Source organism: Actinocatenispora sera, from assembly GCF_018324685.1.
Classification (GTDB): domain Bacteria; phylum Actinomycetota; class Actinomycetes; order Mycobacteriales; family Micromonosporaceae; genus Actinocatenispora; species Actinocatenispora sera.
Window position 1 is genome coordinate 252,349 of the sequence record NZ_AP023354.1, and the last position, 23,236, is coordinate 275,584.

The window sequence follows — 23,236 nt, forward strand, 5'->3', positions numbered from 1 at the left end:
TTCGGTCGGAACAGTTCCTTCGGTGCGTCAACGCGGCGGCTTCAGCGGCCGTACCGAGCCGTCGCTCGACAGCCGCGGTGGCACGGTGGGCAACACCGGCGGGCTCGCCGCCGGCACGATGACCTGGAAGATCGGCAACGCGCCGAGCCTGCGGTAGGCGGGCAGCGCATCCGCCGGATGGTCCACCCGCGAGTCGTGCCCGTTGTCGTCCGGCGTCTCGAAGTAGATCAGCGCCTTGATCCGCGGGAACCGGGCGATCTCGGTACCGACGTTGTCGAAGAACCACGCCTTGTGCTTGGCGTCGCTACCGGACCACACACCCCACTCGCCGATCATCAGCGGTTTGTCCGGGAAGCGGGCGGCCGCCCAGTTGTAGAACCCGGACCAGCCCTCGCGCCGCTTCGCACCGGTCAGCAACGGGCTCGCGGATGGCAGCCCGGACGATGCGGTACCCGACGGCGACGGCGCCGCGTTCGACGGCGACGGGGAGGCCGGTGACGGCGACGCGGACGGGCTCGGTGCGCCGGACGTGGGCGACGGGGACGCGGACGGGGAGCCGGACGGCGGGGACAGCGAGCCGGACGGCGGCGACGGACTGGCCGGCGGCGCCGACGGTGACGGGCTGGCCGGCGGTGGGGACGAACCGTCGCCGCCGCGGTTGATCATCTCGTCGAAGTCGCCGTACCCGTAGCCGGGCGTGCTGTAGGCGTAGACGTCCAGCGCGATCCAGTCGACCACGTCGTCGCCCGGGTACAGCTGGTCGAACCACGGCTGCGCCGGCCACTTCGCGTACCCCATGTAGGTCATCACGGTGACCACGTTGGTCGCGCCGTGGTCGCGCAGCCGCTGCACGACGTGCCGGTACATCGCGGCGTAGTCGGCCGCCGTGTAGCCGGAGCCCTCAGCCGGATCGACGTCGTTCTCCGGCTCGTGGTGGATGGTGAGGAAGAACGGCCCCGGGAACCGTTTGTGGACGTACGTGGCGAGCCGGTCGATGAAGTCGTCCACCTTCGGATCGCCGGCGGCGATGTCCGCCCAGCTCGCGACGGCCGGCTTCCAGTTGATGAACGGGATCCGCGGGTGGCCCGCCTCGTTGGCGGTGGCGATCTCCTCCGCGGTCGGGAACAGCGTCCCGAGCCCCCGGTGGTAGGCGTGGAAGACGGCCTGGGTGCGCCGGGTCTGGTGCTCGAACTCGCGCAGCGAGGCGGTCAGCGAGCTGCCGGTGTGGCCGCCGGTGGCGGCGCCCCACAGCACGTTGCAGGTCGGTACGAGCTTCGCTCCGACGGTGCAGTTCGACGGGCCGCTGTCGGTGGGTGTCGGCTCGCTCGCGACCGGGACGGGCCGGACCGCGTTGCCCGCTACCGGGCTGAGCAGTCCGTAACCCCGAGGCCGATCGCGAGGACCGCGCCGACCGCCACCACGATCAGTGCGGTGGCCCTTCGGCGTCGCATCCCTCGGCCTCCCTCCCCACCGACGGTGGATGTTTCCACTGGTAGCAGCGATGCGAAGCCGCCGACCGGACATTTACCTTTTGTCTTACTTTTGAGTGATGCCCTGCGAGTGGGATCGAGACCGAGCCAGCCCGCCACAATAAGTATCCGACCGATCACTTATGGTGTGAGGCTATCCGTGGTGTCCTCATCGTCATCACCCGGCCACTCACCGCGAGAGGCGCCACGGCGAGACGAAGTGCTCCCGGCGAAAGGCACCGCTCGATGGACGTCACCACCCCCGCGCCCGGCGACCTCGCCGACCACCTGTCCGCGCTCCGGCGCGGCTGGCTGGTCCTCGCCTGCGCGGCGCTGCTCGGGCTGATCGCCGCCGGCGTGGTCACCACCCTGCTCCCGCACCGGTACCGGGCGACCACCGCGGTGCTGGTGCTGCCCACCGGCGCGCAGGACGCCAACGCCGCCGGCGGGCGTACCAAGGAGTCGATCAACCTCGACACCGAGGCACAGCTGGTGCGCTCCACCGCGGTGGCGGCACGGGCCCGTACCCTGCTGCACGTCACGACGCCGCCGGCACAGCTGGCGGGGGCCGTCGACGTGTCGGTACCGCCGAACAGCACGGTGCTGCAGATCGCCTACTCGGCCACCGACCCGGCCGCCGCGCGGGCCGGCTCGCACGCGTTCGCCACCGCGTACCTGGCCAACCGTGCGGACAGCGCGCAGGCCGCCACGAACGCGACCGTACGGGCGCTGCGCGAGCAGGCCAACCGGGTCAACGCCGAACTGCGCAGCACCACCGGCAAGCTCGCCAACGCCGAACCCAACTCGTCCACGCACGCGCTGCTGGACGCCCAGCGGCGCAACCTCACCGGGCAGCTCGGCACCCTCGGCAACCGGATCAACGACGCCACCACCAGGGCCACCTCGGCCGGGCGGATCATCACCGACGCCGCCGCGCCCACCCGCCCGACCAGCCCGTCGGTGCCGGTCAACCTCGCCGCCGGGCTGCTCGTGGGGCTGTTCGCCGGCGCCGTCGCCGCGCTCGCCGCGGCGCGGTTCGGCCGCCGGGTGGCCACCGCCGCCGACCTGACCCGCCGTACCGGGGTGCCGGTGCTGTCCGACGTACCCGCCGGACCGGCCGCGGCCCGCTGCCTCGGCCGGCTGCGCAACGAGCTGAGCGCCGGCGACGGCGGCCCGGCGGTACTGGCCGTGGTCGGGGCCGGCGGCTCCGGCGCGGCGGTGGCCGCCCGGCTCGCCGCGGCGTTCGCCCGGGCCGGCCAGGACACGGTACTGATCGCCGCGGCCGGCGACGGCTGCCCGCCCGTACCGGACCGGCCCGGCCTGACCGACGTGCTCGCCGGCACCATCGGGCTGCCGACCGCGCTGCATCCGGCGGACGGCGAGCCGGGCCTCGCCGTACTGCCGGCGGGCAGCCCGACCGGGGCGTTGCCGATCCCCGCCGTCGGTGCGGTGCTCGACCGGCTGCGGGACCAGCGGACCACGGTGCTGCTGGCCACCCCGGACGCGGCCGACGGGCCGGAGGCGCAGGCGCTCGCCGCGCTGGCCGACGCCGCGATCCTCGCCGTACCGCGGCGCACCGCCCGGTACGCCGCGGTCCGCGACGCCGCCGAGCAGCTGCACCGGGTCGGCACCACGCTGCTGGGCGCGGTGCTGACCGCGCCGACCGGGATCGACACCGAGACCGGCGCGCATCGGGCGCCCGCCGCGAACGAGGTCGAGGGCGCCGCGGACGAGCCCGAGGGCGCGCCGGTCGGCGCCTCGGCCCGGGCGTAACACCGGTGTCGACGGCAGGCACGCCGACCGCACACCGTCTACTTCGGACGGACGAGCCGGTACGGCGGCGCGGCCCACTGCGCCCGCTGCTGCCCCGGCTCACCGCGGCCTGGCCGCTCACCTGGCTGCTCGGCGGGTACCCGATCTGGTGGGCGCTCGGCCTCGGCGTGCTGATCTTCCCCCTGGTCGCGGTGGTGATGGCGGTCGCGCTGGTACGCCGCCCGCCCCGCCGGCTGCCGCCGGAACTGGTGCTGTGGTTCGGGTTCCTCGCCACGACCCTGGCCGGGATCGCCGCGCTGGGCATCGACCCGGTCGGTACGATCCCCGGCGATCCGGTCGGCCGGCTACCCGGCGTCGCGTTCCGGTTGGTCGAGTACGGCTCGCTGACCGTACTGCTGCTGTACGCGCTGAGCCGGAGCCGGCGCGAGCTGCCGCAGCGGCGGCTGGTGGCGCTGCTCGGCTGGCTGTTCGTGCTGACCGTTGCCGGCGGGCTGCTCGGGACGTTCGCCGGGCACCTGCAGTTCACCTCGCCGGTCGAGCTGCTGCTGCCACAGCACCTGCGGCACAACAACTTCGTGGCCTCGCTGGTACACCCGGCCGCCGCGCAGCTGATGGACGTGCTCGGCTACCCGGCCCCGCGGCCGGCCGCGCCCTGGGGCTACACGAACACCTGGGGCAACAACCTGGCGTTGCTGATCGGCTGGTTCGTGGTCGCGGCGCTCGCCGTGCGCGGGCGGCCCGCCGGCGTGCCGACCGGGCCCCGGAGTCTCCTGACCAGGCGGCGGATCGCGGCGGTCGCGGTGCTGGTACTCGCGGTCGTGCCGGTGGTGACCTCGCTCAACCGCGGGCTGTGGATCGACCTGGCGCTGCTCGCCGGCTACCTGACCGTACGGCTCGCGCTGCGCGGCCGGTTGCTCGCGCTCGGCGCCGGGATCGCCGGTGCCGCGGTGCTCGGCGTACTGCTGCTCGCCACGCCGCTGGGCGACGTGGTGCAGGGCCGGTTGGAGAACGGCAAGAGCAACAACGTCCGGATGTTCGTGACCGAGAAGGCGATCGAGGGAGTCACCGCCTCGCCCCTGATCGGCCTCGGCACCACGCGCAACACGCAGGGCAGCGACCAGTCGATCGCGGTCGGCGGGACCCCGGACTGCCAGCGCTGCGGCGGCCACACCATCGGCGGCAACGGCCAGCTGTGGCAGGTGCTGTACCTGCACGGCGGGCTCGGCACGCTGCTGTATCTCGGCTTCTTCGGCGCGATCCTGTGGCGGCACCGTCGCGACGCCAGCCCGATCGGGCTGGCCGGCAGCGGCGCGATCGTCGTGTCGCTCGCCTCGATGTTCTACTACAACGCTCTCGTCACGCCCCTCGCCTTCACCTTCCTGTCGTACGCGCTGCTGTGGCGCAACACGGCGGCCCGCCCCCTGTCGGGCCGCAGGATCACGAACCCAGTCGAGGAGCCCGCATGAACGCGCCGGCCGAACTGACCGCCGACACGGCGGCGAGACGGACCGCCTACCTGACCGAGGTACTGCCGCTGCTGTACCCGCAGCCGTGCCGGATCGCGTTGCCCCACACCAGATCGGCACCGCAGCCGATGCGCAGCTTCCTGGTGTTGCCGGACCTGCGTCGGGCCCGGCTGCTCGCCCCACTGGGCAGTACCCGGGTAACCGTCGGCGCGGTCCGGCGGTACTCCGAGCCGCAGTCGCTGGCCTCGCGGATGAAGCGGTCCGCGGTGACCGCCGCGCTGCGTACCGGCGCGAGCGCGATCCTGTTGCGGGACCGGATCCGGGTGTCGGCGCCGGACGACGCCGACCACATCGAGTCGTACCTGGCCGGGCTGCTCGGCGTCCGCCTCACCCCGTCCGTCCACATCGGACCCGCCCGGGCCAACCGGAAACCGGTACTGCAGCTGCTCGACGACGCCGGTCGCTCCATCGCGTTCGTCAAGATCGGGGTGAACGAGCTGACCCACGGCCTGGTCCGGGCCGAGGCGCGGGCGATGCTCACGCTCGCCCAGGCGGGGCTGCGGCACCTGCGGATTCCGGCCGTACTCGGTACCGGGCAGTGGCACGGCAACGAGCTGGTCGCGGCGTCGGCGCTGCCGATCGACGCCCCGCGGGTACCGCTGCGGCACGAGACGCTGGCCGCGGCGATGCGCGAGGTGTGCGGGGTGGCCGGCGTCCGGCGGCAACCGCTGGACGAATCCGAGTACTGGTCCCGGCTGCGGGCCCGGCTCGGCGGGCTCACCGTCGTCGAGGACGGTCGTACCCTCGCGGCGGCGGCGCGCGATCTGGTCGGCCGGACCGGCGCGCAGCGCATCGACTTCGGTTGCTGGCACGGCGACTGGACGCCGTGGAACATGACCAGCACCACCGAGGGGCTGCTGGTGTGGGACTGGGAACGGTTCGGCACCGAGGTACCGGTGGGCTTCGACCCGCTGCACTACCGGCTGCAGGCGGCCATCGTCCGGGACGGCAGGGATCCGCGCGACGCGGTCGCCGACCTGCTGACCATGTGCGGCCCGCTGCTGTACGGCTTCGGGGTGCCGGGCGGATCGGCCCGTACCACCACCCTGCTGTACCTGATCGACCTCGCCGCCCGCTACCTCACCGACCGGCAGGCGGAAGCCGGCGCGCGACTCGGTGTACTGGGTAGTTGGTTGCTGCCGGAACTGGTCGCCGCCGTCGCCGCGGTACCGGACGTGGAAGGGTGTCGGTGAGATGCTGGGATCGACCCTGCCGACCGGAGTGAAGCGGTTGGCGCACACCGGATCGGTGAACTTCGGGCGGCTCACCGCGGCGCACCGGATGCTGCCCTCGTTCCTGATCGCGGGTGGCCAGCGCTGCGGCACCACCTCGCTGTACCGGGCGCTGTCGGCGCACCCGGCCGTGATGAAAGCGGTGTGGCACAAGGGCGTGCACTACTTCGACGTCGGCTACCAGCGCGGGCCGGACTGGTATCGCGGGCACTTCCCGCTGTGCCGCACCGCCGGCCGCCGCGAGCGGCGGATCGGCGCCCGGGTGCAGACGTTCGAGTCCAGCCCCTACTACATGTACCACCCGCTGGCCGCGGAGCGGATCGCCGCCGCGCTCCCGGACGTCAAGCTGATCGTGCTGATCCGCGACCCGGTCGAACGGGCGTACTCGCAGCACGCGCACGAGGTCGCGCGCGGCTTCGAGACCGAACGCGACTTCGCGCTGGCGCTGGCCCGGGAACCCGGCCGGCTGGCCGGCGAGGCCGCCCGGCTGCGCGACGACCCGGCCTACCACAGCCACGCGCACCAGCACCACGCCTACACCGAGCGCGGCCAGTACGTCGATCACCTGGTACGGCTGGAGAAGGTGTTCGGCCGTGACCGCATCCACGTGGTCGACTCGGAACTGTTCTTCACCGATCCGGCCCCGGTCTACGACTCGGTACTGGACTTCCTCGGCCTGCCGGACCTCGGTCACCCGCCGTTCGAGCGGCACAACGCGCGAGCCCGGGGCCCGATGCCGGACCGGATCCGGCGACGGCTGGCGGCGCACTTCGCGCCCTACGACGAGCGGTTGGCCGACTGGCTGGGCTACCGGCCGTCCTATCTGGAGCGCTGAGGTGGCGCTCACCCGGGCCACCCCGGAACACGGCGCGGTGCTGGGCGGTACCGCCCGGTCCGGCGCGCTGAACCTGGTCGCCGCCGGGTTCTCCGGTACCGCCGGGCTCGCCGTCACGATGCTCGTCGCCCGCGGGCTCGGGCACACCCAGGCCGGCGTGTTCTTCGCGGCGACCTCGGCGTTCCTGCTGGCCCAGATGATCGCCAAGCTCGGCACCGACACCGGCCTGGTGTACTGGCTGGCCCGGTTGCGCGCGCTGCGCCGGTTCGACCTGCTGCACCGGTGCCTGCGCTCGATGCTGCTGCCGGTACTGGTCGCCTCGGTGGCGATGGCCGGGCTGCTGATGCTCGCCGCGCCGCGGCTCGCGACCACCGGCTGGTTCGGCGCGGACGCCGCCCACGCCCCGCAGTTCGCCCGCCAGCTGCGGTTGCTGGCGCTGTTCCTGCCGCTCGCCGCGCTGTCCGACGCGCTGCTGTCGGCGACCCGCGGCTACCGGACGATGCGGCCGACCGCGCTGACCGAGAAGGTGCTGCGGCCGAGCCTGCAGCTGGCCGGCCTGCTGGTGGTGCTGCTGGCCGGCAGCCTCACCGCGGACGTCGCCACCTGGGCCGCACCGTACGCGGTGAGCATGCTGGTCGCCGCCTGGTTCCTGTCTACTGTGGATCGTCGAGCCAGGTCGCGGCCGAGCGGCGAGCAGGTCGCCGACCACCGGTTGCCGGCGAACCTGACCCGGGCGGTGTGGCAGTTCACCGCACCGCGGGCGCTGTCCTCGATCGCGCAGGTCGGGTTGCAGCGGCTGGATGTGCTGCTGGTCGCCGCGATGCTCGGCTTCCGGGCCGCCGCGGTGTACACGGTGGCGACCCGGTTCATCGTCGTCGGTCAGCTGGCGAACCAGGCGATCGGCGCCGCGGTGCAGCCCCGGCTGGCCGAGCTGCTGGCGCGCGGCGACACCGCGGCCGTGCGCAGCCTGTACCAGACCTCGACCGGCTGGGTGGTCGCGCTGACCTGGCCGCTGTACCTGCTCGTCGCGGTGTTCGCGCCGACCTACCTGCGGGCGTTCGGCGCCGGGTACCGGCAGGGCTCCGCCGCGCTCGTGGTGGCGCTGCTGTGCGCCGCGATGCTCGTCGCCGCCGCCTGCGGGATGGTCGACATGGTGCTCACCATGGGCGGCCGTACCACCTGGAACCTCGCCAACGTGGCACTCGCGTTCGGCGTGAACCTCGCCGTGGATCTGGTGGCGATCCCCCGGCTCGGCATCCTCGGTGCGGCGCTCGGCTGGGCGCTCGCGCTGCTGGCGAAGAACCTGGTACCGCTGGGCCAGATCTCCGCCGCCCTCCGGCTGCACCCGTTCGGGCCCGGGACGATCCGGGCGGCCCTGCTCGCGGCCGGTTGCGTCGGCGTGCCGGCGATCGCGGCCCGGCTGCTGTTCGGCGCCGGCCCGGCCGGTCTGGGCGCCGCACTCGCCGTCGCCGTCCCCGCCTACGCCGCCGGCTGCCTCGCCTGCCGGCACCAGCTCCGCCTGTCCCCTACCGCCCTGTTGGGAAGGTTGTCCCGTGCGCACTGACTACCCGAACCTGTTCCTCGACGACACCGTGGTCGACCGGTACCGCGACGTGGTGTACGCGAAGGGCGGCTACGCCGCGGCGATCAGCGCCCGGCAACGCGCGTTCATGCGCGAGCTGGTCGTCCGCGAGTTCACCGCGCCGCCGGTGCACCACGACTTCGCCTGCGGTACCGGCCGGGCACTGCTGATGCTCGGCGACCTGGTCTCGTCCGCGCACGGGTACGACGTGTCCCCGGCGATGCTGCGCGCCGCGCGGGACGCCGGCAGTACCGCCGAGCTGCACCGGGTGGCGATCGAGGGCCCGGCACCGGCGCCGGCTCCCACCGCGGGCCCGGCGCTGGTGACGATGTTCCGGCTGCTGCTCAACGCCGCCCCGGCGGTACGCGACCGCGCGCTCGCGTTCGCCGCGGCCGCGCTGCCGACCGCCGAGTCCGGCCTGCTGGTACTGGAGAACCACGGCCGGTCGCCGTCGCTTCGGCACCTGAGCGCCCGCCGCCGGCGCGGCGAGGCGTGGTTCGCCGAGCTGACCGACACCGAGGTCACCGACCTGCTGGCCCGGCACGGGTTCCGGCTGGTCGGGCGGCGCGGGTGCGCGCTGACCTCCCGCGGCTGGTACCGGCGGCGGGCGTTGCGCGGCCCCGCCCGGCTGCTGGACGACCGGCTGGCGCACCGGCTGCCCGCCGTCGCCACCAACGTCCTCTACCTGGCCCGCCGCACCGCCTGACCCCGGCGCTCCTTGATCATGCCGCCCGGCGCGCGGTGAGCGATCGCCACGCGATCCGACGCCATGATCACCCGCGCCGATCGGGCGTGCGTGGCGACGGAAATTACCGTCATCAAGGCAAGTACTTAGAAAATTCTTGTCTCGGGGTCTTTCGGATTACTTGCCGGTAATGCTGTGATACGAGACACGACCCGGATCCCCTACCCGGAGGTAAACATGCGCAGATCCCGCCTCGTCGCGGCGCTGGCCGGCCTGCTGTCGGCTGCCGGCGCCACCCTGGCATTCGCCGCCCCGGCGCAGGCCGCCACCATCAACTACGTCGCGCTCGGCGACTCGTACTCGTCCGGTGTCGGCGCCGGGTCGTACATCGACTCCAGCGGCTCGTGCGACCGCAGCACGAAGGCCTACTCGGCGCTGTGGGCCGCGGCGCACTCGCCCAGCTCGTACAGCTCGGTCGCCTGCTCCGGCGCGACCACCAGTGACGTCAACTCGTCCCAGCTGTCCGCGCTGAACAGCAGCACCTCCCTGGTCAGCCTCACCATCGGCGGCAACGACATCGGCTTCTCCAACATCATGACCACCTGCGCACTGCAGGGCACCGACGCGTGCGTGGCCGCGGTGCAGAGCGCCGAGGACGCCGTGCAGAGCACCCTGCCCGGCAAGCTCGACACCACGTACAACGGCATCCACCAGCACGCGCCCAACGCCCGCGTCGTGGTGCTCAGCTACCCGGTCTTCTACCAGCTCGGTACGTTCTGCGTCGGGCTCAGCGCCAAGTCGCACGCCAAGATCGACGAGGGCATCAACCTGCTCGACGACACGATCAGGGCGGCGGCGCAGCGGCACGGCTTCGTCTTCGCCGACGTCCGCGACATCTTCGTCGGCCACCAGCTGTGCAGCGGTGACAAGTGGCTGCACGCGCTGAACTTCGCCGACATCACCGAGTCGTACCATCCGACCGCGACCGGCCAGTCCAGCGGCTACCTGCCGGTCTTCACCAGCAACGCCTGACCCACCGCGTACGAACGCAAGCGGCCCGCCGACCCCCTGGCGGGCCGCTTGCGCGCGCCGGGGCCGCGCGCCGCCGCGCGCGTACCGAGGTGTGATCCGCGCGGCTCCGGCCGACCGGACACTGCCTGCAGACCAAGGCGGCGACCCGCGGCCCCGCGGACCGGACACTGCCGGCAAACCAAGCCGGTGACCCGCGACGCCGGCGGGCCGGCGTTCGGCGGGGGCGATCAGTCGAGCAGGGCGGCGACCGCGTCGACGACGACCTTGCGCCGCGCCTCGACGGTGTCGACCTCCACCACCGCGTCGAACTCGGGCACGTTGGCGTCCCAGAAACCCGACAGGTGCAGGATGAGGCCGAGCAGCACGTCGGGCGCGAACCGGGTCGGCACCGTACCGGCGGCCTGCGCCGCGGCCACCGCCTCGATCTTGGCCCGGTTGCTGGCCAGGACGCCCTGCGCCAGGTCGCCGCTGCCGGCCCGTTCCAGCCGGTACCAGCTCGCGATGCGCTGCACCCAGGGGCGTCGTCGGTAGGAGTCGAACAGTCGGCCGGCGTATTCGGGCAAGTCCGTCGCGTCGATCGGGACGGCGTCGACGATCTGCCGGCACATGTCGTCGAAGACCGCGTCGAACAGCTCGTCCTTGCTGCCGAAGTAGTGGTAGATCTGCGCCTTGTTGCTGCGGGCCGCGTCGGCGATCCGGTCCACCCGGCTGCCGGCGATGCCCCGGGCGGCGAACTCGTCGCGCGCCGCGGCGAGCAGTCGCTGCCGGGTCGCCGCTGCGTCTCTGGTCACACCGGCAGCTTATCAACTGACCATTTAGTTGACGACGCGCCCGGCAGGCGCTTCACTGGAGCCAGCTAATCAACTGGTTAGTTAGAATCTCCTCGAGGGGAAGTGGGCTCCATGTCGTCCCTGGTTTTCCTGGTCAGTGGCGCGTCGCGCGGCCTGGGCCGCGAGATCGTCCGTACCGCGCTGGCCGACGGCCACCGCGTCGTCGCCGGTGCCCGCAGCACGTCGACGCTCGACGACCTCACCACCGCGTACCCGGACCGGATTGTCGCCGTGCCGCTGGACGTCACCGACGACGACGCCGCACGCGCCGCGGTGCGTACCGCCGTCGACCGGTTCGGCCGGCTCGACGTGCTGGTCAACAACGCCGGCTACGCCAACTTCGCATCGATCGAGGACGTCGAGGCGGCCGACTTCCGCGCGCAGGTCGAGACCAACCTGTTCGGCGTGGTCCGGCTGACCCAGGCGGCCCTGCCGGTCATGCGCGAGCAACGCGCCGGCCGCATCATCCAGATCTCGTCGGTCGGTGGCCGGCTCGCCACCCCCGGCCTCGGCGCGTACCAGACCGCGAAGTGGGCGGTCGGCGGCTTCTCGTCGGTACTGGCAGCCGAGGTCGCCCCGCTCGGCATCGCGGTCACCGTGCTCGAACCCGGCGGCATGCGGACCGACTGGGCCGGCTCGTCGATGCGGGTCGCCGACATCCGCCCCGAGTACGCGGAGACCGTCGGCCGGGCCGCGGCCATGCACGGCGCCGGCGGGGCCACCGCCGCCAGCGATCCGGCGAAGGTGGCCCGGCTGGTACTCGACGTCGTGGCGCTGCCCGAGCCGCCGCTGCGGTTGCTCGCCGGCGCCGACGCGTTCCGGTACGCGACCGCCGCCGGCCGCGCCCTGCTCGCCGCCGACGAACGGTGGCAGGCACTGAGCGAGTCCACCACCGCCACCGACGCGACCGCGGCCGACCTCGATCCACTCGCCCAGCCCTGATCCCTGCACACCACCGCGGCGGCGCTCGGTCGCCGTGGAGCGGCAGGCGGAACTGTGAAGTTACTTGACAGATAACCCGGTTCGGCGGTGTACTCCTCCGTAAGCGCTTCCGTCCGCATTCACCCCGATGTGTACGGACGTGTTCCCCTGCGGGCGGTGCCCCTCGGCGACCCGCCCGCGCTCGCCTCGGATGCACCGCGGAGGTCACCGTGAGCAGATCGATCAGGCACCGAATCCGGCTGGCACTCGTCGCGGGGGCGGCACTCGCCCTCGCCGCGCTCGGCACTGCCGTACCGTCCGACGCCGCGCCGTCGCGGGACGCCGCCCCCCGCGCGGTACCCGCGCCGCCGACCGGGTGGAGCACGGTGTTCAGCGACGACTTCGGCGGAGCCGCCGGCACCGGGGTGAACCGGTCCGACTGGCTCTACGACACCGGTACCGGCTATCCCGGCGGCGCCGGCAACTGGGGCACCGGCGAGGTCGAGACGATGACCGACAGCACGACCAACGTCTACCAGGACGGCTCCGGCCACCTGGTGATCAAGCCCGTCAACAGCAACGGAAGCTGGACCTCCGGCCGGATCGAGACGCAACGTACCGACCTCGCCGCGCCGGCCGGTGGCCAGCTGCAGGTGACCGCCTCGATCAAGCAGCCGAACCCGGCGAACGGTCTCGGGTACTGGCCGGCGTTCTGGATGCTCGGTGCCGCGGCGCGGCCGGTCGGCGCGACGAACTGGCCGAGCATCGGCGAGATCGACGTGATGGAGGACGTCAACGCGCTCAGCGAGGAGGCCGGAACGCTGCACTGCGGCGTGAACCCGGGCGGTCCGTGCAACGAGACGAACGGGCTGGGCAGCGGGCTGCGCGGCTGTTCCGGCTGCCAGACCGGCTACCACACGTACTCGGTGGTCATCGACCGGCGGAACACCTCGGCCGAGCAGATCCGCTGGTACCTGGACGGGACCAACTTCTTCACCGTGAACGAGAGCCAGGTGGGCACGAGCACCTGGCAGGCGGCGGTCGACCACGGGTTCTTCGTCATCCTGAACGTGGCGATGGGCGGCGGCTTCCCGAACGGGGTGTGCGGTTGCGGCACGCCGATCGGGTCGACCAGCTCCGGCGCCGGGATGAGCGTCGACTACGTGGCCGCCTACGCGACCTCGTCCTCGACCCCGCCGCCCACCGGTGGCGGTACCGACGCGTACTCGACGATCCAGGCCGAGGGGTACTCGGCGGCGTCCGGCGTGACCACCGAGACGACCACCGACACCGGCGGCGGGCAGGATGTCGGGTGGATCGCCAACGGCGACTGGGCCGAGTACGACGGGGTCGACTTCGGATCCAGCGCGGCCACCCAGTTCCGGGCCCGGGTCGCGTCCGGTGCCGGTGCCGGCATCAGCGGGCTCGTGCAGGTACGGCTGGACTCCCGGTCGGCCGCGCCGATCGGCAGCTTCGCGGTCGGCAACACCGGCGGCTGGCAGAGCTGGCAGACGATCCCGGCGAACATCAGCGGGGTGACCGGCACGCACACGGTCTTCCTGACGTTCAGCAGCGGCCAGCCGGCCGACTTCGTGAACCTCAACTGGTTCACCTTCGGCCACTGACCGACCCGACCGCACCCCGGCGAACCCCGACCGGCTCGCTTTCGGACACCGACCGGCTCGCCTTCGGTTGCCGACCGGCCCGCCGAGCCGGCCGGATCACCGTCGACGTCGATCGGCATTCAGCGCTGCGAGTACCGCGGGCAGGTCAGGTTCGGGGGTCGGCGGGGGTGGCATCAGGCGCCGGTAGGGTTGTGCCGGCCCACGGCACCCGGTGCGCGGCGGCGGCCAGCAGCAGCCCGGCCGCGAACGGCAGATCGTGCACCAGGTACCGCCGGGCCAGCCGGGTCGGCTCGGATGCCAACCGGTGCAGCCATTCCAGCCCGGTACGTTGCATCCACGCCGGCGCCCGGCGCTGCTCGCCGGCGACGAAGCCGATCGCGGCGCCGCAGCCGACGAACCAGCAGCGCGGCAGGTCCGGTACCAGCCGGGCGATCAGCCGTTCCTGCTTGGGGAAGCCGAGTCCGACGAACACCAGATCCGGCCGGGCGGCGACGACCGCGGCGCACACCGCGTCGAGCTCGGCCGGATCGTCGAAGAACCCGTACGACGGGGATGCCGCCCCGGCCACCACCAGCCCCGGGTACCGCTGCGCGAGCACCGTGCCGGCCCGGTCGGCGACGCCCGGCGGGCCGCCCAGCAGGTACACCGAGCCGGTCCGGGCGGCGAGGGCGGCGGACAGCGACCAGATCAGGTTCGAGCCGGCCACCCGTTCCGGCAGCGCCGCGCCGGCCAGCCGGCTCGCCCAGACCAGCGGGGTACCGTCCGCGACCACGTAACTGGCCGCCGTCACGTGCCCGCGCGCCTCGCTGTCGCGCCTGGTCAGCCGCAGGATGTCGACGTTGGGGGTGACGATCGTGCCGCCCCGCCCGGCGGCGGAGTCGGCGGCGACGGCGGCGACCAGTTCGGCCTCGGTGTACGGGTGGAACGCGACGTCGGCGAGCACGACGCGATCGGTGACGGGGACGGGCATGAGCCGAGACCCTAGCCGAGAGACTACACATCGTTCCCAAGCACATACCGATGGTGACCATATTCGCGAACCGTCGTTGTACCCGGGGGCGCTGTACCCGGGTCTGCCGATCCGGTGCCCCACGGCCGTACACCGAGCGCGGGAAGCGAGGCATCCGTGGTACGTGTGCTGTTCCTGGGCGGGCTCGGCCGCAGCGGCACCACGCTGATCGAGCGAATCCTCGGCGAGTTGCCCGGCGTGTGCGGCCTCGGCGAGGTCGTCCACCTGTGGCGCCGCGACGTGCTCGACGACGAGCGGTGCGGCTGCGGCGAACGGTTCTCCCGCTGCGCGTTCTGGCGCGAGGTCGGTACCGAGGCGTTCGGTGGTTGGAACGCCGACCTGGCGCTGCGGGTGATCGGGCTGCGCGACGCGATCGAACGCACCCGGTACCTGCCGGAACTCGCCGCGCCCCGGCTGCGCACCGTGCGGGCCCGGCTGGTCGCCGAGTACACCGAGGCGTACCTGCGGATCTACCGCGCCGCGGCGACGATCGCGGGCGCGTCCGTGGTGGTCGACTCGTCCAAGCACGCGTCGCTCGCGTTCTGCCTGCGCTGGCAGCGCGACGTCGATCTGCGCGTGGTGCACGTGGTGCGCGACCCGCGCGGCGTCGCGTACTCCTGGACCCGGACCCGGCTGCGGCCGGAGGCGGACGGCAACGCCGAGATGACGCGCTACCCGCCGGCCCGCTCGGCGTTGCTGTGGAACGCGCACAACGCGGCGTTCGGCGTACTGGAACGGCTCGGCACACCGGTGCACCGGGTGCGGTACGAGCAGTTCGTCGCGGCACCCGCCGCCGCGGTGGAGGAGATCCGCCGGTTCGCCGACCTACCGCCCCAGCCGCGCCCGCCGGAGTTCCTGACCGAACGCGGCGCCCGGCTCGGCCGCTGCCACAGCGCCGCCGGCAACCCGATGCGGTTCCTCACCGGCGACATCGAACTGCGCTGCGACGACGCCTGGCGGGCCGAGCTGCCGGCACCGAGCCGGCGGCTGGTCGGTGCGCTCACCGCACCGCTGCTCGGCGCGTACGGCTACCCGCTGGGCACCGACCGCCGTCCTGCTCCCGCCGGAGCGGAGCGATGACCGACCACATCGGACGGTCCATAGTGGAGCACTCTGAGCTTCCCGGGCCGCAGGCAGCGGGCGGGGATCAGGAGCCCCCCGCGGTGGGGGTGGTGATCGCCACGCACGACCGGCCGGTGCAGGTGCGCGAGGCCATCGCGTCGGTGCTCGAGCAGCGCTACCGCGGTGCGGTGCGGGTGGTCGTGGTGTTCGACCGGGCCGAGCCGGACGCGGATCTCGCCGGCGACCGGGTCACGGTGCTGCGCAACGACCGTACCGCCGGGCTGGCCGGGGCCCGCAACACCGGCATCGCCGCACTGTCCACGATGGACGTACCGCTGGTCGCGTTCTGCGACGACGACGACACGTGGCGGCCGGGCAAGCTCGCGGCGCAGGTCGCCGCGCTCGCCGCCCATCCCGGCGCCGAGTTCGCCACCTGCGGCATCGAGGTCGAGTACGACGGGGCAGTGCGGCCCCGGCTCGCCGGCACCGACGTGGTCGACCTGGCCGACCTGACCAGGTCCCGGATGTCGATGCTGCACGCGTCGACGTTCCTGATCCGCGCCGACGCGTTCGCCACCGACCGGCTCGGGCTGGTCGCCGAGGACGCCCCCGGCAGCCAGAACGAGGACTACGATCTGCTGCTGCGGGCCGCCCGGCGGCGTCCGATCGTGCACGTCGACCGGCCGCTGACCCGGGTGCGCTGGGGCGGCTCGTTCTTCACCCACCAGTACCGGACGAAGATCGACTCGCTGCACTGGATGCTGGACCGGCATCCCGAGCTGTCCGCCTGCCGCCCCGGCGCCGCCCGGCTCTACGGGCAGCTCGCCTGCTGGCACGCCGCGGCCGGCGAACGGCGCGCGGCGGTGCGGTACGCGGGCCGGTCGCTGCGCCGCAACCCCCGCGAGCCGCGCGCCGCGATCGCGCTGGCCGCCGCGGCCCGCCTGGTGCGGGTCGAGTCGGTCCTGTCCACCCTGCACCGCCGCGGCCGGGGCATCTGACCCGCCACCGGGGTCGATCACGGCGCCCGGTGGCCGGGAATCATGGGCGCGGCCGGACGACGCCGTGGAGGCGGCTCAGTTGGTACGGGCGCGGAGCCACTCGGCGAGGGTCGTCAGGTTCGGGTGGGTCCGGCGCAGTGCGGGCAGGTCGGCCCGGAAACCGGCGGCGGCGAACCAGGCGAACATGGTCGCCATCTCGGTCGAGATCGCCCGCAGCTGTTCGATCGGCTGTTCCCGGAACGTCGTTGGCACGCCGGTGACCTCGGTGTACACCGTGGCGATCTGGGTGGGCGTCAGCACCTCACCGGCGATCTCCAGGGCGCTGCCGAGGTAGGTCTCCGGCTGCTCGAACGCATCGGCGGCGAACACGCCGATGTCGCGCGTGGCGATCATCTGCAGCGGAAGGTCCGGCGGCAGCGCGAGCGTCAGCACCTGCCCGCTGTCGGTCGGCTGCGGGCCCATCCCGGCGAAGTTGTCCAGGAAGAACACCGGCCGCAGCATCGTCGCGGGCAACCCGAGCTCGGCGATGTGCCGTTCCACCTCGTTCTTGCTCTCGAAGTGCGGGATGCCGCTGTTGCGCTCGACACCGGCGACCGAGGAGTACACCAGGTGCTTGATGCCGGCGCGGGCAGCGGCGTCGGCGACCGCGCGACCCTGCCGTACCTCGCCGGCCAGGCCGTCCGGGCCGGTGAACGACTGCACGCTGAACACCCCGTACGCGCCGGCGAGCGCGGCGTCGAGCGACGCCGGGTCGTCCAGGTCGCCGCGGACCAGGTCGGCACCCGCGTCGGCGAGCGGCTGCGCCTTCGCCAGGTCACGGACCATCGCCCGGACCGGGTGGCCGCGCCGTAGCAGTTCGCGGGCGACCGCGCCGCCCTGCTGGCCGGTACCGCCGAAGACCACGATCACATCGTCAGCCATGACTACCTCCATCGGATTTCATTGGCATGCCATTGATAATAGGTGGCATACCACGTATTCCCACAGAGAGGATTCTCATACCTGTCACAGAGCCGGGTTATCGTGTGGTGTGCCCATCAATCCACAGCCGACCCCGGCCGGCCCGGTCAGCGCGATGGTGCCGCGGCTGGCCCGGGCGCACTGGCTGGTCGCCGGCGAGCTGCTACAGCGGGTCGGTCTCTACCCGGGCCAGGAACTGCTGCTGATGCAGCTGTGGGAGCACGACCACCGGTCCCAGTCCGAGCTGGCCCGCGCGCTCGGACTCGACCCGTCCACCGTCGCCCGCACCGTCCGCAGCCTCGAACAGCAGGGCCTGCTCACCCGTGCCGGATCACCCAGCGACCGGCGCGCCCGGGTGGTGTCGCTGACCCGGGCCGGCCGCGACCTGCGGCCCGCGGTAGAACAGGTCTGGGCCGACCTGGAGACCATCACCACCCGGGACATGACCCCGCGCCAGCGCGCCGACGCGGTGCGCCTGATGCGGCGGATGGAGGCGACCCTGCAGGCCGCCCACGGCGACTGACCTCGCCACTTTTCGGATGAATGGCCGTCATTCGCCGGCCAAATCGGGAAGATGAGGCGGACACCGTCGTCGTCCGCCGGAGGTTCGGTCGTGAGGATCCGTCACCTGGTCGTGGCCGCCGCCGCGAGCGCCGCACTCGTCGCCATCCCCGCCGTCCCGGCGGCCGCGCACCCAGCGGGTCCCGCCGCCGCCCGTCCCGGGACCGGCTCCGCGAGGCCGGCCAGTTCCGCCATCACCCGTCCCACGACCGGATCCACGAGCCCGGCGGGGTCCGCCATCGCCCGTCCCGCGACCAACTCCGCGCGCTCACCAGGGTCCGGCACGGCGCGTCCCGCCGGCGAGACGCGCCCGGCGAGCGGCTGCCATGCCGGTACGCCGGCGAACGCCGAGCCGACCCGGCGGTACTTCCGGGACAAGGCGTACCTCGGCCCGCAGCCGCTGCCGCACCACCGGCCGGTCGGCGCGCTGCTGCACGGGTACCGGCGGCTCGGCGGGATGACCGAGGCGACGTTCGAGACGCGCTATCGCGACGGCGACCGGTGGGTGTACCCGCCGAACGACGGGTTCGTGGTCCGCGACGGCCGGCCGGTCGAGCACCGCGAGACGCTGCTGCCCGGCGAGCGCATCGACCGGTTCGGCTATCCGGGCGGCGCGTACCTCGCCCCGACCGGTACGCCGTTCGCGCAGCGGGCGCTGCCGCCGCAGAACCTCGACACCCCGGACGGCACGCCGGGCAGCAACTACCACGAGTACTGCGTGGTCCGGCCGTTCGCCGTGGACGCCGGGCCGATCGCGGCCTGGTTCGGCCAGCCCGGGCACGGCCGCCAGTTCAAGCTCGACCCGGCCTACGTCCCGGCCGCCGGCACCGCCCTCACCGTCGCCTGGCTGCTCACCCACCACTACCTGACCGAACAGAACCCGGCCGCCTGAACCCGCCCCGGCTCGACCGCGGGGCCGACGCGGCGGGCGATCCGGCGGTCGGGAACCTCAAGGGCCGCCACGGCACCCGTCAGCCGCCGGTGGGAGTCAGCACGATGCGGCCGAAGACCTCGCCGGCGTCCATGCTGCGGTGCGCCGACGCCGCCTGCGCCAGCGGAAGCAACGCGTGTACCACGGTGCGCAACTCGCCGCGGGCGGCGGCGGCGAACTGCTCGGTCCGTACCGCCTGGCGGTCGGTCACCGGAACCGTGTCGGCGCTGAACGTGGCGAACGACCACGACCGCTGGAACGCCGCGAACAGTGTCATGCCGAAGTCCACGGGCGGCGGACCGGCGATCGCGCCCACCGCGACCAGCCGACCGTTGCGGGCGAGCCGGGTGAGGAACGCCGGCAGGTCCGGGCCCGCCACGATGTCGAGTACCACGTCGTAGTGGTCCGGCGCATCGGCGCCGGCAGGGCCCACGCTGCCGGCACGGCCGGCGCGGTCGAGTACGTGGGTGGCGCCGAGCTCGCGCAGCCGCTCGCCGCGGCGGGCCGAGGCGGTGGTGACCGCCACCGCGCCGGCGCCGGCGGAGGCCGCGACCTGCACCGCGGTGATCCCGATGCTGCCGGCGGCGCCCCGCACCAGTACCGACTCGCCGGCGGCGAAGTGCGCGTGCGCCAGCGCGAAGTGGGCGACGACGCCGGAGCTGCCCAGCGTCACCGCCGTGGCGGCGGACAGCCCGCCGGGCAGCGGGAGGATCTCCTCGACCGGGGCGAGCGCCAGCTCGGCGTACCCGCCGCCCAGGCCGGTGAACGCCCACACCCGGCGACCCAGCCAGGAACCGTCGACGCCATCGCCGACCGCGGTCACCACGCCCGCGACCTCGCTGCCGGGCACGTGGCCCGGACGGAAGCCGTACCCGTCCAGCGTGCCGCGGCGGATCATCGCGTCGGCGCCGGAGACCCCGATCGCCTCGACGGCGATCAGTACCTGACCGGCCGCCGGCACCGGCGCCGGGAGATCGACGACGGCCAGGCCGGCCGGATCGCCGAACGTCTGGATCGTGACTGCCTGCACCGGCGTCTCCTCGTACTCGTGGATCGGGGTGGCTCCCGACCGGCGGCCTCGAACGTAACGGACGCCAGCGTCCACTTGGCTAAAGTGAGAGTCGTGACCGATGGTTTGCCTCAGCCGGGCACCCGCGCGCGGGCCGGGACGCGCCGCGACGCACCGGGTACCGCGCTGCGCTCGGACGCCCGGGACAACCGGGACCGGATCCTCGATGCAGCCCGCGCGCTGTTCGCCACCGAAGGGCTGGACGTACCGATGCGCGAGGTCGCCCGGCGCGCCGGGGTCGGTCCGGCGACCCTCTACCGGCGCTTCCCGACCAAGGAAAGGCTCGTCACCGAGGCGTTCACCGACCAGCTGCACACCTGCCGCGGCATCGTCGACGAGGGCCTGGCCGATCCGGATCCGTGGCACGGCTTCTGCCAGGTACTGGAGCGGATCTGCGTGCTGCACGCCGGTGACCGGGGATTCACCGAGGCCTTCATCGCGACGTACCCGAGGGCGGTGGACTTCGCCGCGGAACGCAGCCGCACGATGACCGCGATGCACACGCTGGCCGCCCGGGCCCAACGGGCCGGGCAGCTGCGTGCCGACTTCGTCCTGGACGACCTGATCCTGATGATCATGGCCAACCGCGGCATCCGGGGCACCTCGACCGCCGCCCGGGTCGCCGCGTCGCGACGCTTCGTCGCACTCGCCGTCGAGGCGTTCCGGGCCGCACCGGGCCACCCGCCGCTGCCCCCGGTCGGCCGGCTGGCCTTCGGCGCCTGACGGCGGCGGTGCGCCGCCCACGCACGGCCAGCGGGCCATCCGCGCGGGCCGGGGAGGCGGGCATGCGGCCCGACCCGCCGCCGGTCGGCGTGGTGCCGGGCCGGCGGTGGCCCGAGCCGGAAGCGGCCGCGGATCAGTCGGTGGCGACGATCATGCCGGCGGCGACGGTGCGGTTGGTCTGCTCGTCGATGAGCACGAACCCGCCGGTGGTGCGGTTGCGCCGGTACTCGTCGGCGAGCAGCGGCCGGGTGGTGCGCAGCTTGATCCGGCCGATCTCGTTCAGCGACAGCGAATCCGCCGACTCGTCCCGGTGCAGCGTGTTGACGTCGAGCCGGTAGTGCAGGTCGCGCACCATCGCCCGGGCCGAGTGCGTGGTGTGCTTGATGGCGTACTTGCCGCGCGGCCGCAGCGGCCGCTGCTCGTCCATCCAGCAGATCATCGCCTCGATGTCCTGCGCCTGCGCCGGAGCGTTGTTCGGCCGGCAGATCAGGTCGCCGCGGGAGACGTCGAGCTCGTCGTCGAGCCGGATCGTCACCGACATCGGCGCGAACGCCTCGGCCACCGGGCCGTCCGCGGTGTCGATGCCGGCGATGCGGGTGGTGAACCCGGACGGCAGCACCATCACCTCGTCGCCCGGCTTGAACACACCGGATGCGATCTGCCCGGCGTACCCCCGGTAGTCGGGGTGGGCGGACGACTGCGGCCGGATCACGTACTGCACCGGGAACCGCGCGTCGACCAGGTTGCGGTCCGACGCGATGTGCACGTTCTCCAGGTGGTGCAGCAGCGAGGACCCCTCGTACCAGGGCATCTTCGCCGACCGGGACACCACGTTGTCGCCGTGCAGCGCCGAGATCGGGATGACCGTCAGGTCGGGCGCGTCGAGCTTGGTGGCGAACGCGGTGAACTCGGCGTGAATGTCATCGAAGACCTGCTGCGAGTAGTCGACCAGGTCCATCTTGTTCACGCACAGCACCAGGTGTGGCACCCGCAGCAGCGAGCACAGGAACGCGTGCCGGCGGGACTGCTCGACCAGCCCCTTGCGCGCGTCGACCAGGATCAGCGCCAGGTCGGCGGTGGACGCACCGGTGACCATGTTCCGGGTGTACTGGATGTGTCCCGGGGTGTCGGCGATGATGAACTTGCGCCGCGGCGTGGCGAAGTAGCGGTACGCCACGTCGATCGTGATGCCCTGCTCCCGCTCGGCCCGCAGCCCGTCGGTCAGCAGCGCCAGGTTGGTGTACTCGTCGCCGCGCGCCGCCGACGTCGACTCGACCGCCGCCAGCTGGTCGGTGAAGATCGACTTCGAGTCGTACAGCAGCCGGCCGATCAGCGTCGACTTCCCGTCGTCGACGCTGCCGGCGGTGGCGAACCGCAGCAGGTCGACCGACTCGTGCTCGGCGTCGGGACGCCCCGTCTCGTCGCTCACGTGGTCGCTGCCCATTTAGAAGTAGCCCTCCCGCTTGCGGTCCTCCATCGCGGACTCGCTGAGCTTGTCGTCGCCGCGGGTCGCACCGCGCTCGGTGATCCGCGTCGCGGCCACCTCGTCGATCACCTTCGCCACCGTGTCGGCCTCGGACGGCACCGCCGCGGTGCAGGTCGCGTCGCCGACGGTGCGGTACCGGACCCGCTCGGTGCGGACCGTCTCGCCGTCGGCGAGCACGATGAACTCGTTCACCGCGTACAGCATGCCGTCGCGCTCGACCACGTCGCGATCGGCCGCGAAGTACACGTCGGGCAGGCCGATGCGCTCGGCCGCGATGTAGTGCCAGATGTCGAGTTCGGTCCAGTTCGACAGCGGGAACACCCGGATCGACTCGCCCGGCTGCACCCGCGCGTTGTACAACGACCACAGCTCGGGCCGCTGGTTCTTCGGATCCCACTGGCCGAACTCGTCCCGGAAGCTGAACATCCGCTCCTTGGCCCGGGCCTTCTCCTCGTCCCGCCGGGCGCCGCCGAACAGCGCGTCGAACCGGTACTTCTCCACCGCCTCCAGCAGCACCGGGGTCTGGATCCGGTTGCGCATCCCGTTCGCCGGGTCGACCACCAGGCCGGTCTCGATCGCCTCCGGCACGCTCGCCACGATCAACTGGACGCCGAGCTCCTCCACCCGGCGGTCCCGGAACGCGAGCACCTCGGCGAAGTTCTGCCCGGTGTCGACGTGCATCACCGGAAACGGGATCGGCGCCGGCCAGAACGCCTTCTGCGCCAGGTGCAGCATCACGATCGAGTCCTTGCCACCGGAGAACAGCAGACAGGGACGTTCGAACTCGGCGGCCACCTCGCGGAACACGAAGATGCTCTCCGCCTCCAGCGCGTCCAGCTGGCTGAAGCGGTAGTCGGTGGAACCCATCGTCCACTCCTGTCCGGTATCGACGTCGATCAGAGGTCTGCGGCCAGCCGGCCCGGCGAC

General features: G+C 73.0%; 21 protein-coding genes. 14 read left to right on the forward strand and 7 right to left on the reverse strand.

Annotated elements, in window-relative coordinates; genetic code table 11:
* Positions 1–27: 27 nt before the first annotated feature.
* Positions 28–1,254, reverse strand: a complete 1,227-nt coding sequence (locus tag Asera_RS01115; protein WP_212804479.1) for a glycoside hydrolase family 26 protein — start codon at positions 1,252–1,254, stop codon at positions 28–30.
* Positions 1,255–1,715: 461 nt separating this feature from the next.
* On the opposite strand from Asera_RS01115, the gene Asera_RS01120 reads away from it, so the two are divergent.
* The 7 genes from Asera_RS01120 to Asera_RS01150 all read left to right on the forward strand — a co-directional run bounded on the left by Asera_RS01120 (position 1,716) and on the right by Asera_RS01150 (position 10,134).
* Positions 1,716–3,242: a Wzz/FepE/Etk N-terminal domain-containing protein gene (locus Asera_RS01120; RefSeq protein WP_051801824.1), complete on the forward strand. Its 1,527-nt coding sequence runs from the start codon at positions 1,716–1,718 to the stop codon at positions 3,240–3,242.
* A 5-nt stretch (positions 3,243–3,247) separates the two neighbouring features.
* Positions 3,248–4,708, forward strand: a complete 1,461-nt coding sequence (locus Asera_RS01125; protein ID WP_051801823.1) for a hypothetical protein — start codon at positions 3,248–3,250, stop codon at positions 4,706–4,708.
* The gene (locus Asera_RS01130; protein WP_051801821.1) at positions 4,705–5,961 is read left to right on the forward strand and encodes a hypothetical protein; all 1,257 of its coding nucleotides are present in this window, start codon (positions 4,705–4,707) and stop codon (positions 5,959–5,961) included. The genes Asera_RS01125 and Asera_RS01130 overlap by 4 nt, the downstream gene beginning before the upstream one ends.
* A gap of 1 nt (position 5,962) precedes the next feature.
* Positions 5,963–6,835 carry a sulfotransferase domain-containing protein gene (locus Asera_RS01135; protein ID WP_030444825.1) on the forward strand — a complete coding sequence of 291 codons (873 nt, stop codon included), beginning with the start codon at positions 5,963–5,965 and terminating at the stop codon, positions 6,833–6,835.
* A 1-nt stretch (position 6,836) separates the two neighbouring features.
* Positions 6,837–8,399 (forward strand): lipopolysaccharide biosynthesis protein, encoded by a 1,563-nt coding sequence (locus Asera_RS01140; protein ID WP_157034648.1) that lies wholly within the window; start codon positions 6,837–6,839, stop codon positions 8,397–8,399.
* On the forward strand, positions 8,389–9,123 hold the full coding sequence (locus Asera_RS01145) for a methyltransferase domain-containing protein (RefSeq protein WP_030444823.1): 735 nt from the start codon (positions 8,389–8,391) through the stop codon (positions 9,121–9,123). The genes Asera_RS01140 and Asera_RS01145 overlap by 11 nt, the downstream gene beginning before the upstream one ends.
* A 216-nt stretch (positions 9,124–9,339) precedes the next feature.
* Positions 9,340–10,134 carry an SGNH/GDSL hydrolase family protein gene (locus tag Asera_RS01150; RefSeq protein ID WP_030444822.1) on the forward strand — a complete coding sequence of 265 codons (795 nt, stop codon included), beginning with the start codon at positions 9,340–9,342 and terminating at the stop codon, positions 10,132–10,134.
* 227 nt (positions 10,135–10,361) lie between these two features.
* Here the strand turns inward: Asera_RS01150 and Asera_RS01155 are convergent, their stop codons facing one another.
* Positions 10,362–10,925, reverse strand: coding sequence for a TetR/AcrR family transcriptional regulator (locus Asera_RS01155; protein ID WP_030444821.1), 564 nt, complete (start codon positions 10,923–10,925; stop codon positions 10,362–10,364).
* A 111-nt stretch (positions 10,926–11,036) separates the two neighbouring features.
* Here Asera_RS01155 and Asera_RS01160 point away from each other — a divergent pair, with 111 nt between their 5' ends.
* Both Asera_RS01160 and Asera_RS01165 read left to right on the forward strand, forming a co-directional pair.
* Positions 11,037–11,906, forward strand: coding sequence for an SDR family NAD(P)-dependent oxidoreductase (locus Asera_RS01160; RefSeq protein ID WP_030444820.1), 870 nt, complete (start codon positions 11,037–11,039; stop codon positions 11,904–11,906).
* Positions 11,907–12,115: 209 nt separating this feature from the next.
* The gene (locus Asera_RS01165; protein ID WP_030444819.1) at positions 12,116–13,510 is read left to right on the forward strand and encodes a glycoside hydrolase family 16 protein; all 1,395 of its coding nucleotides are present in this window, start codon (positions 12,116–12,118) and stop codon (positions 13,508–13,510) included.
* Between the two features lie 145 nt (positions 13,511–13,655).
* Here Asera_RS01165 and Asera_RS01170 read toward each other — a convergent pair whose 3' ends face one another.
* Entirely contained in the window at positions 13,656–14,480 is an 825-nt protein-coding gene (locus tag Asera_RS01170) for a WecB/TagA/CpsF family glycosyltransferase (protein ID WP_084130974.1), read from the reverse strand.
* Between the two features lie 156 nt (positions 14,481–14,636).
* Here Asera_RS01170 and Asera_RS01175 point away from each other — a divergent pair, with 156 nt between their 5' ends.
* Positions 14,637–15,599, forward strand: a complete 963-nt coding sequence (locus tag Asera_RS01175; protein ID WP_030444817.1) for a sulfotransferase family protein — start codon at positions 14,637–14,639, stop codon at positions 15,597–15,599.
* A gap of 83 nt (positions 15,600–15,682) precedes the next feature.
* Positions 15,683–16,579 carry a glycosyltransferase family 2 protein gene (locus Asera_RS01180; protein ID WP_035295575.1) on the forward strand — a complete coding sequence of 299 codons (897 nt, stop codon included), beginning with the start codon at positions 15,683–15,685 and terminating at the stop codon, positions 16,577–16,579.
* A 75-nt stretch (positions 16,580–16,654) separates the two neighbouring features.
* Here Asera_RS01180 and Asera_RS01185 read toward each other — a convergent pair whose 3' ends face one another.
* Entirely contained in the window at positions 16,655–17,500 is an 846-nt protein-coding gene (locus Asera_RS01185; protein ID WP_030444815.1) for an NmrA/HSCARG family protein, read from the reverse strand.
* Between the two features lie 109 nt (positions 17,501–17,609).
* Between Asera_RS01185 and Asera_RS01190 the strand changes: the two genes are divergently transcribed.
* Complete coding sequence (locus tag Asera_RS01190) at positions 17,610–18,062, forward strand: MarR family winged helix-turn-helix transcriptional regulator (protein ID WP_035295572.1); 453 nt, start codon at positions 17,610–17,612, stop codon at positions 18,060–18,062.
* Between the two features lie 90 nt (positions 18,063–18,152).
* Entirely contained in the window at positions 18,153–18,992 is an 840-nt protein-coding gene (locus tag Asera_RS01195; protein WP_211255487.1) for a TNT domain-containing protein, read from the forward strand.
* A gap of 79 nt (positions 18,993–19,071) precedes the next feature.
* Here the strand turns inward: Asera_RS01195 and Asera_RS01200 are convergent, their stop codons facing one another.
* A complete protein-coding gene (locus Asera_RS01200; RefSeq protein ID WP_030444812.1) occupies positions 19,072–20,061 on the reverse strand; it encodes a zinc-binding dehydrogenase in 990 nt (329 codons plus the stop codon).
* A 93-nt stretch (positions 20,062–20,154) separates the two neighbouring features.
* Here Asera_RS01200 and Asera_RS01205 point away from each other — a divergent pair, with 93 nt between their 5' ends.
* Entirely contained in the window at positions 20,155–20,823 is a 669-nt protein-coding gene (locus Asera_RS01205; protein ID WP_244843680.1) for a TetR/AcrR family transcriptional regulator, read from the forward strand.
* Positions 20,824–20,956: 133 nt separating this feature from the next.
* Here the strand turns inward: Asera_RS01205 and Asera_RS01210 are convergent, their stop codons facing one another.
* Both Asera_RS01210 and cysD read right to left on the reverse strand, forming a co-directional pair.
* Entirely contained in the window at positions 20,957–22,252 is a 1,296-nt protein-coding gene (locus Asera_RS01210; protein WP_030444810.1) for a sulfate adenylyltransferase subunit 1, read from the reverse strand.
* Between the two features lie 15 nt (positions 22,253–22,267).
* Positions 22,268–23,176 (reverse strand): sulfate adenylyltransferase subunit CysD, encoded by a 909-nt coding sequence (gene cysD, locus Asera_RS01215; RefSeq protein WP_030444809.1) that lies wholly within the window; start codon positions 23,174–23,176, stop codon positions 22,268–22,270.
* Between the last annotated feature and the right edge of the window lie 60 nt (positions 23,177–23,236).

Excerpts from the sequence above, each read along its gene's own strand:
- Asera_RS01120 (WP_051801824.1), top strand. The coding sequence starts at position 1,716 with ATGGACGTCACCACCCCCGCGCCCGGCGACCTCGCCGACCACCTGTCC.
- Asera_RS01130 (WP_051801821.1), top strand. The coding sequence starts at position 4,705 with ATGAACGCGCCGGCCGAACTGACCGCCGACACGGCGGCGAGACGGACC.
- Asera_RS01135 (WP_030444825.1), top strand. The coding sequence starts at position 5,963 with ATGCTGGGATCGACCCTGCCGACCGGAGTGAAGCGGTTGGCGCACACC.
- Asera_RS01150 (WP_030444822.1), top strand. The coding sequence starts at position 9,340 with ATGCGCAGATCCCGCCTCGTCGCGGCGCTGGCCGGCCTGCTGTCGGCT.
- Asera_RS01160 (WP_030444820.1), top strand. The coding sequence starts at position 11,037 with ATGTCGTCCCTGGTTTTCCTGGTCAGTGGCGCGTCGCGCGGCCTGGGC.
- Asera_RS01170 (WP_084130974.1), bottom strand. The coding sequence starts at position 14,480 with ATGCCCGTCCCCGTCACCGATCGCGTCGTGCTCGCCGACGTCGCGTTC.
- Asera_RS01185 (WP_030444815.1), bottom strand. The coding sequence starts at position 17,500 with ATGGCTGACGATGTGATCGTGGTCTTCGGCGGTACCGGCCAGCAGGGC.
- cysD (WP_030444809.1), bottom strand. The coding sequence starts at position 23,176 with ATGGGTTCCACCGACTACCGCTTCAGCCAGCTGGACGCGCTGGAGGCG.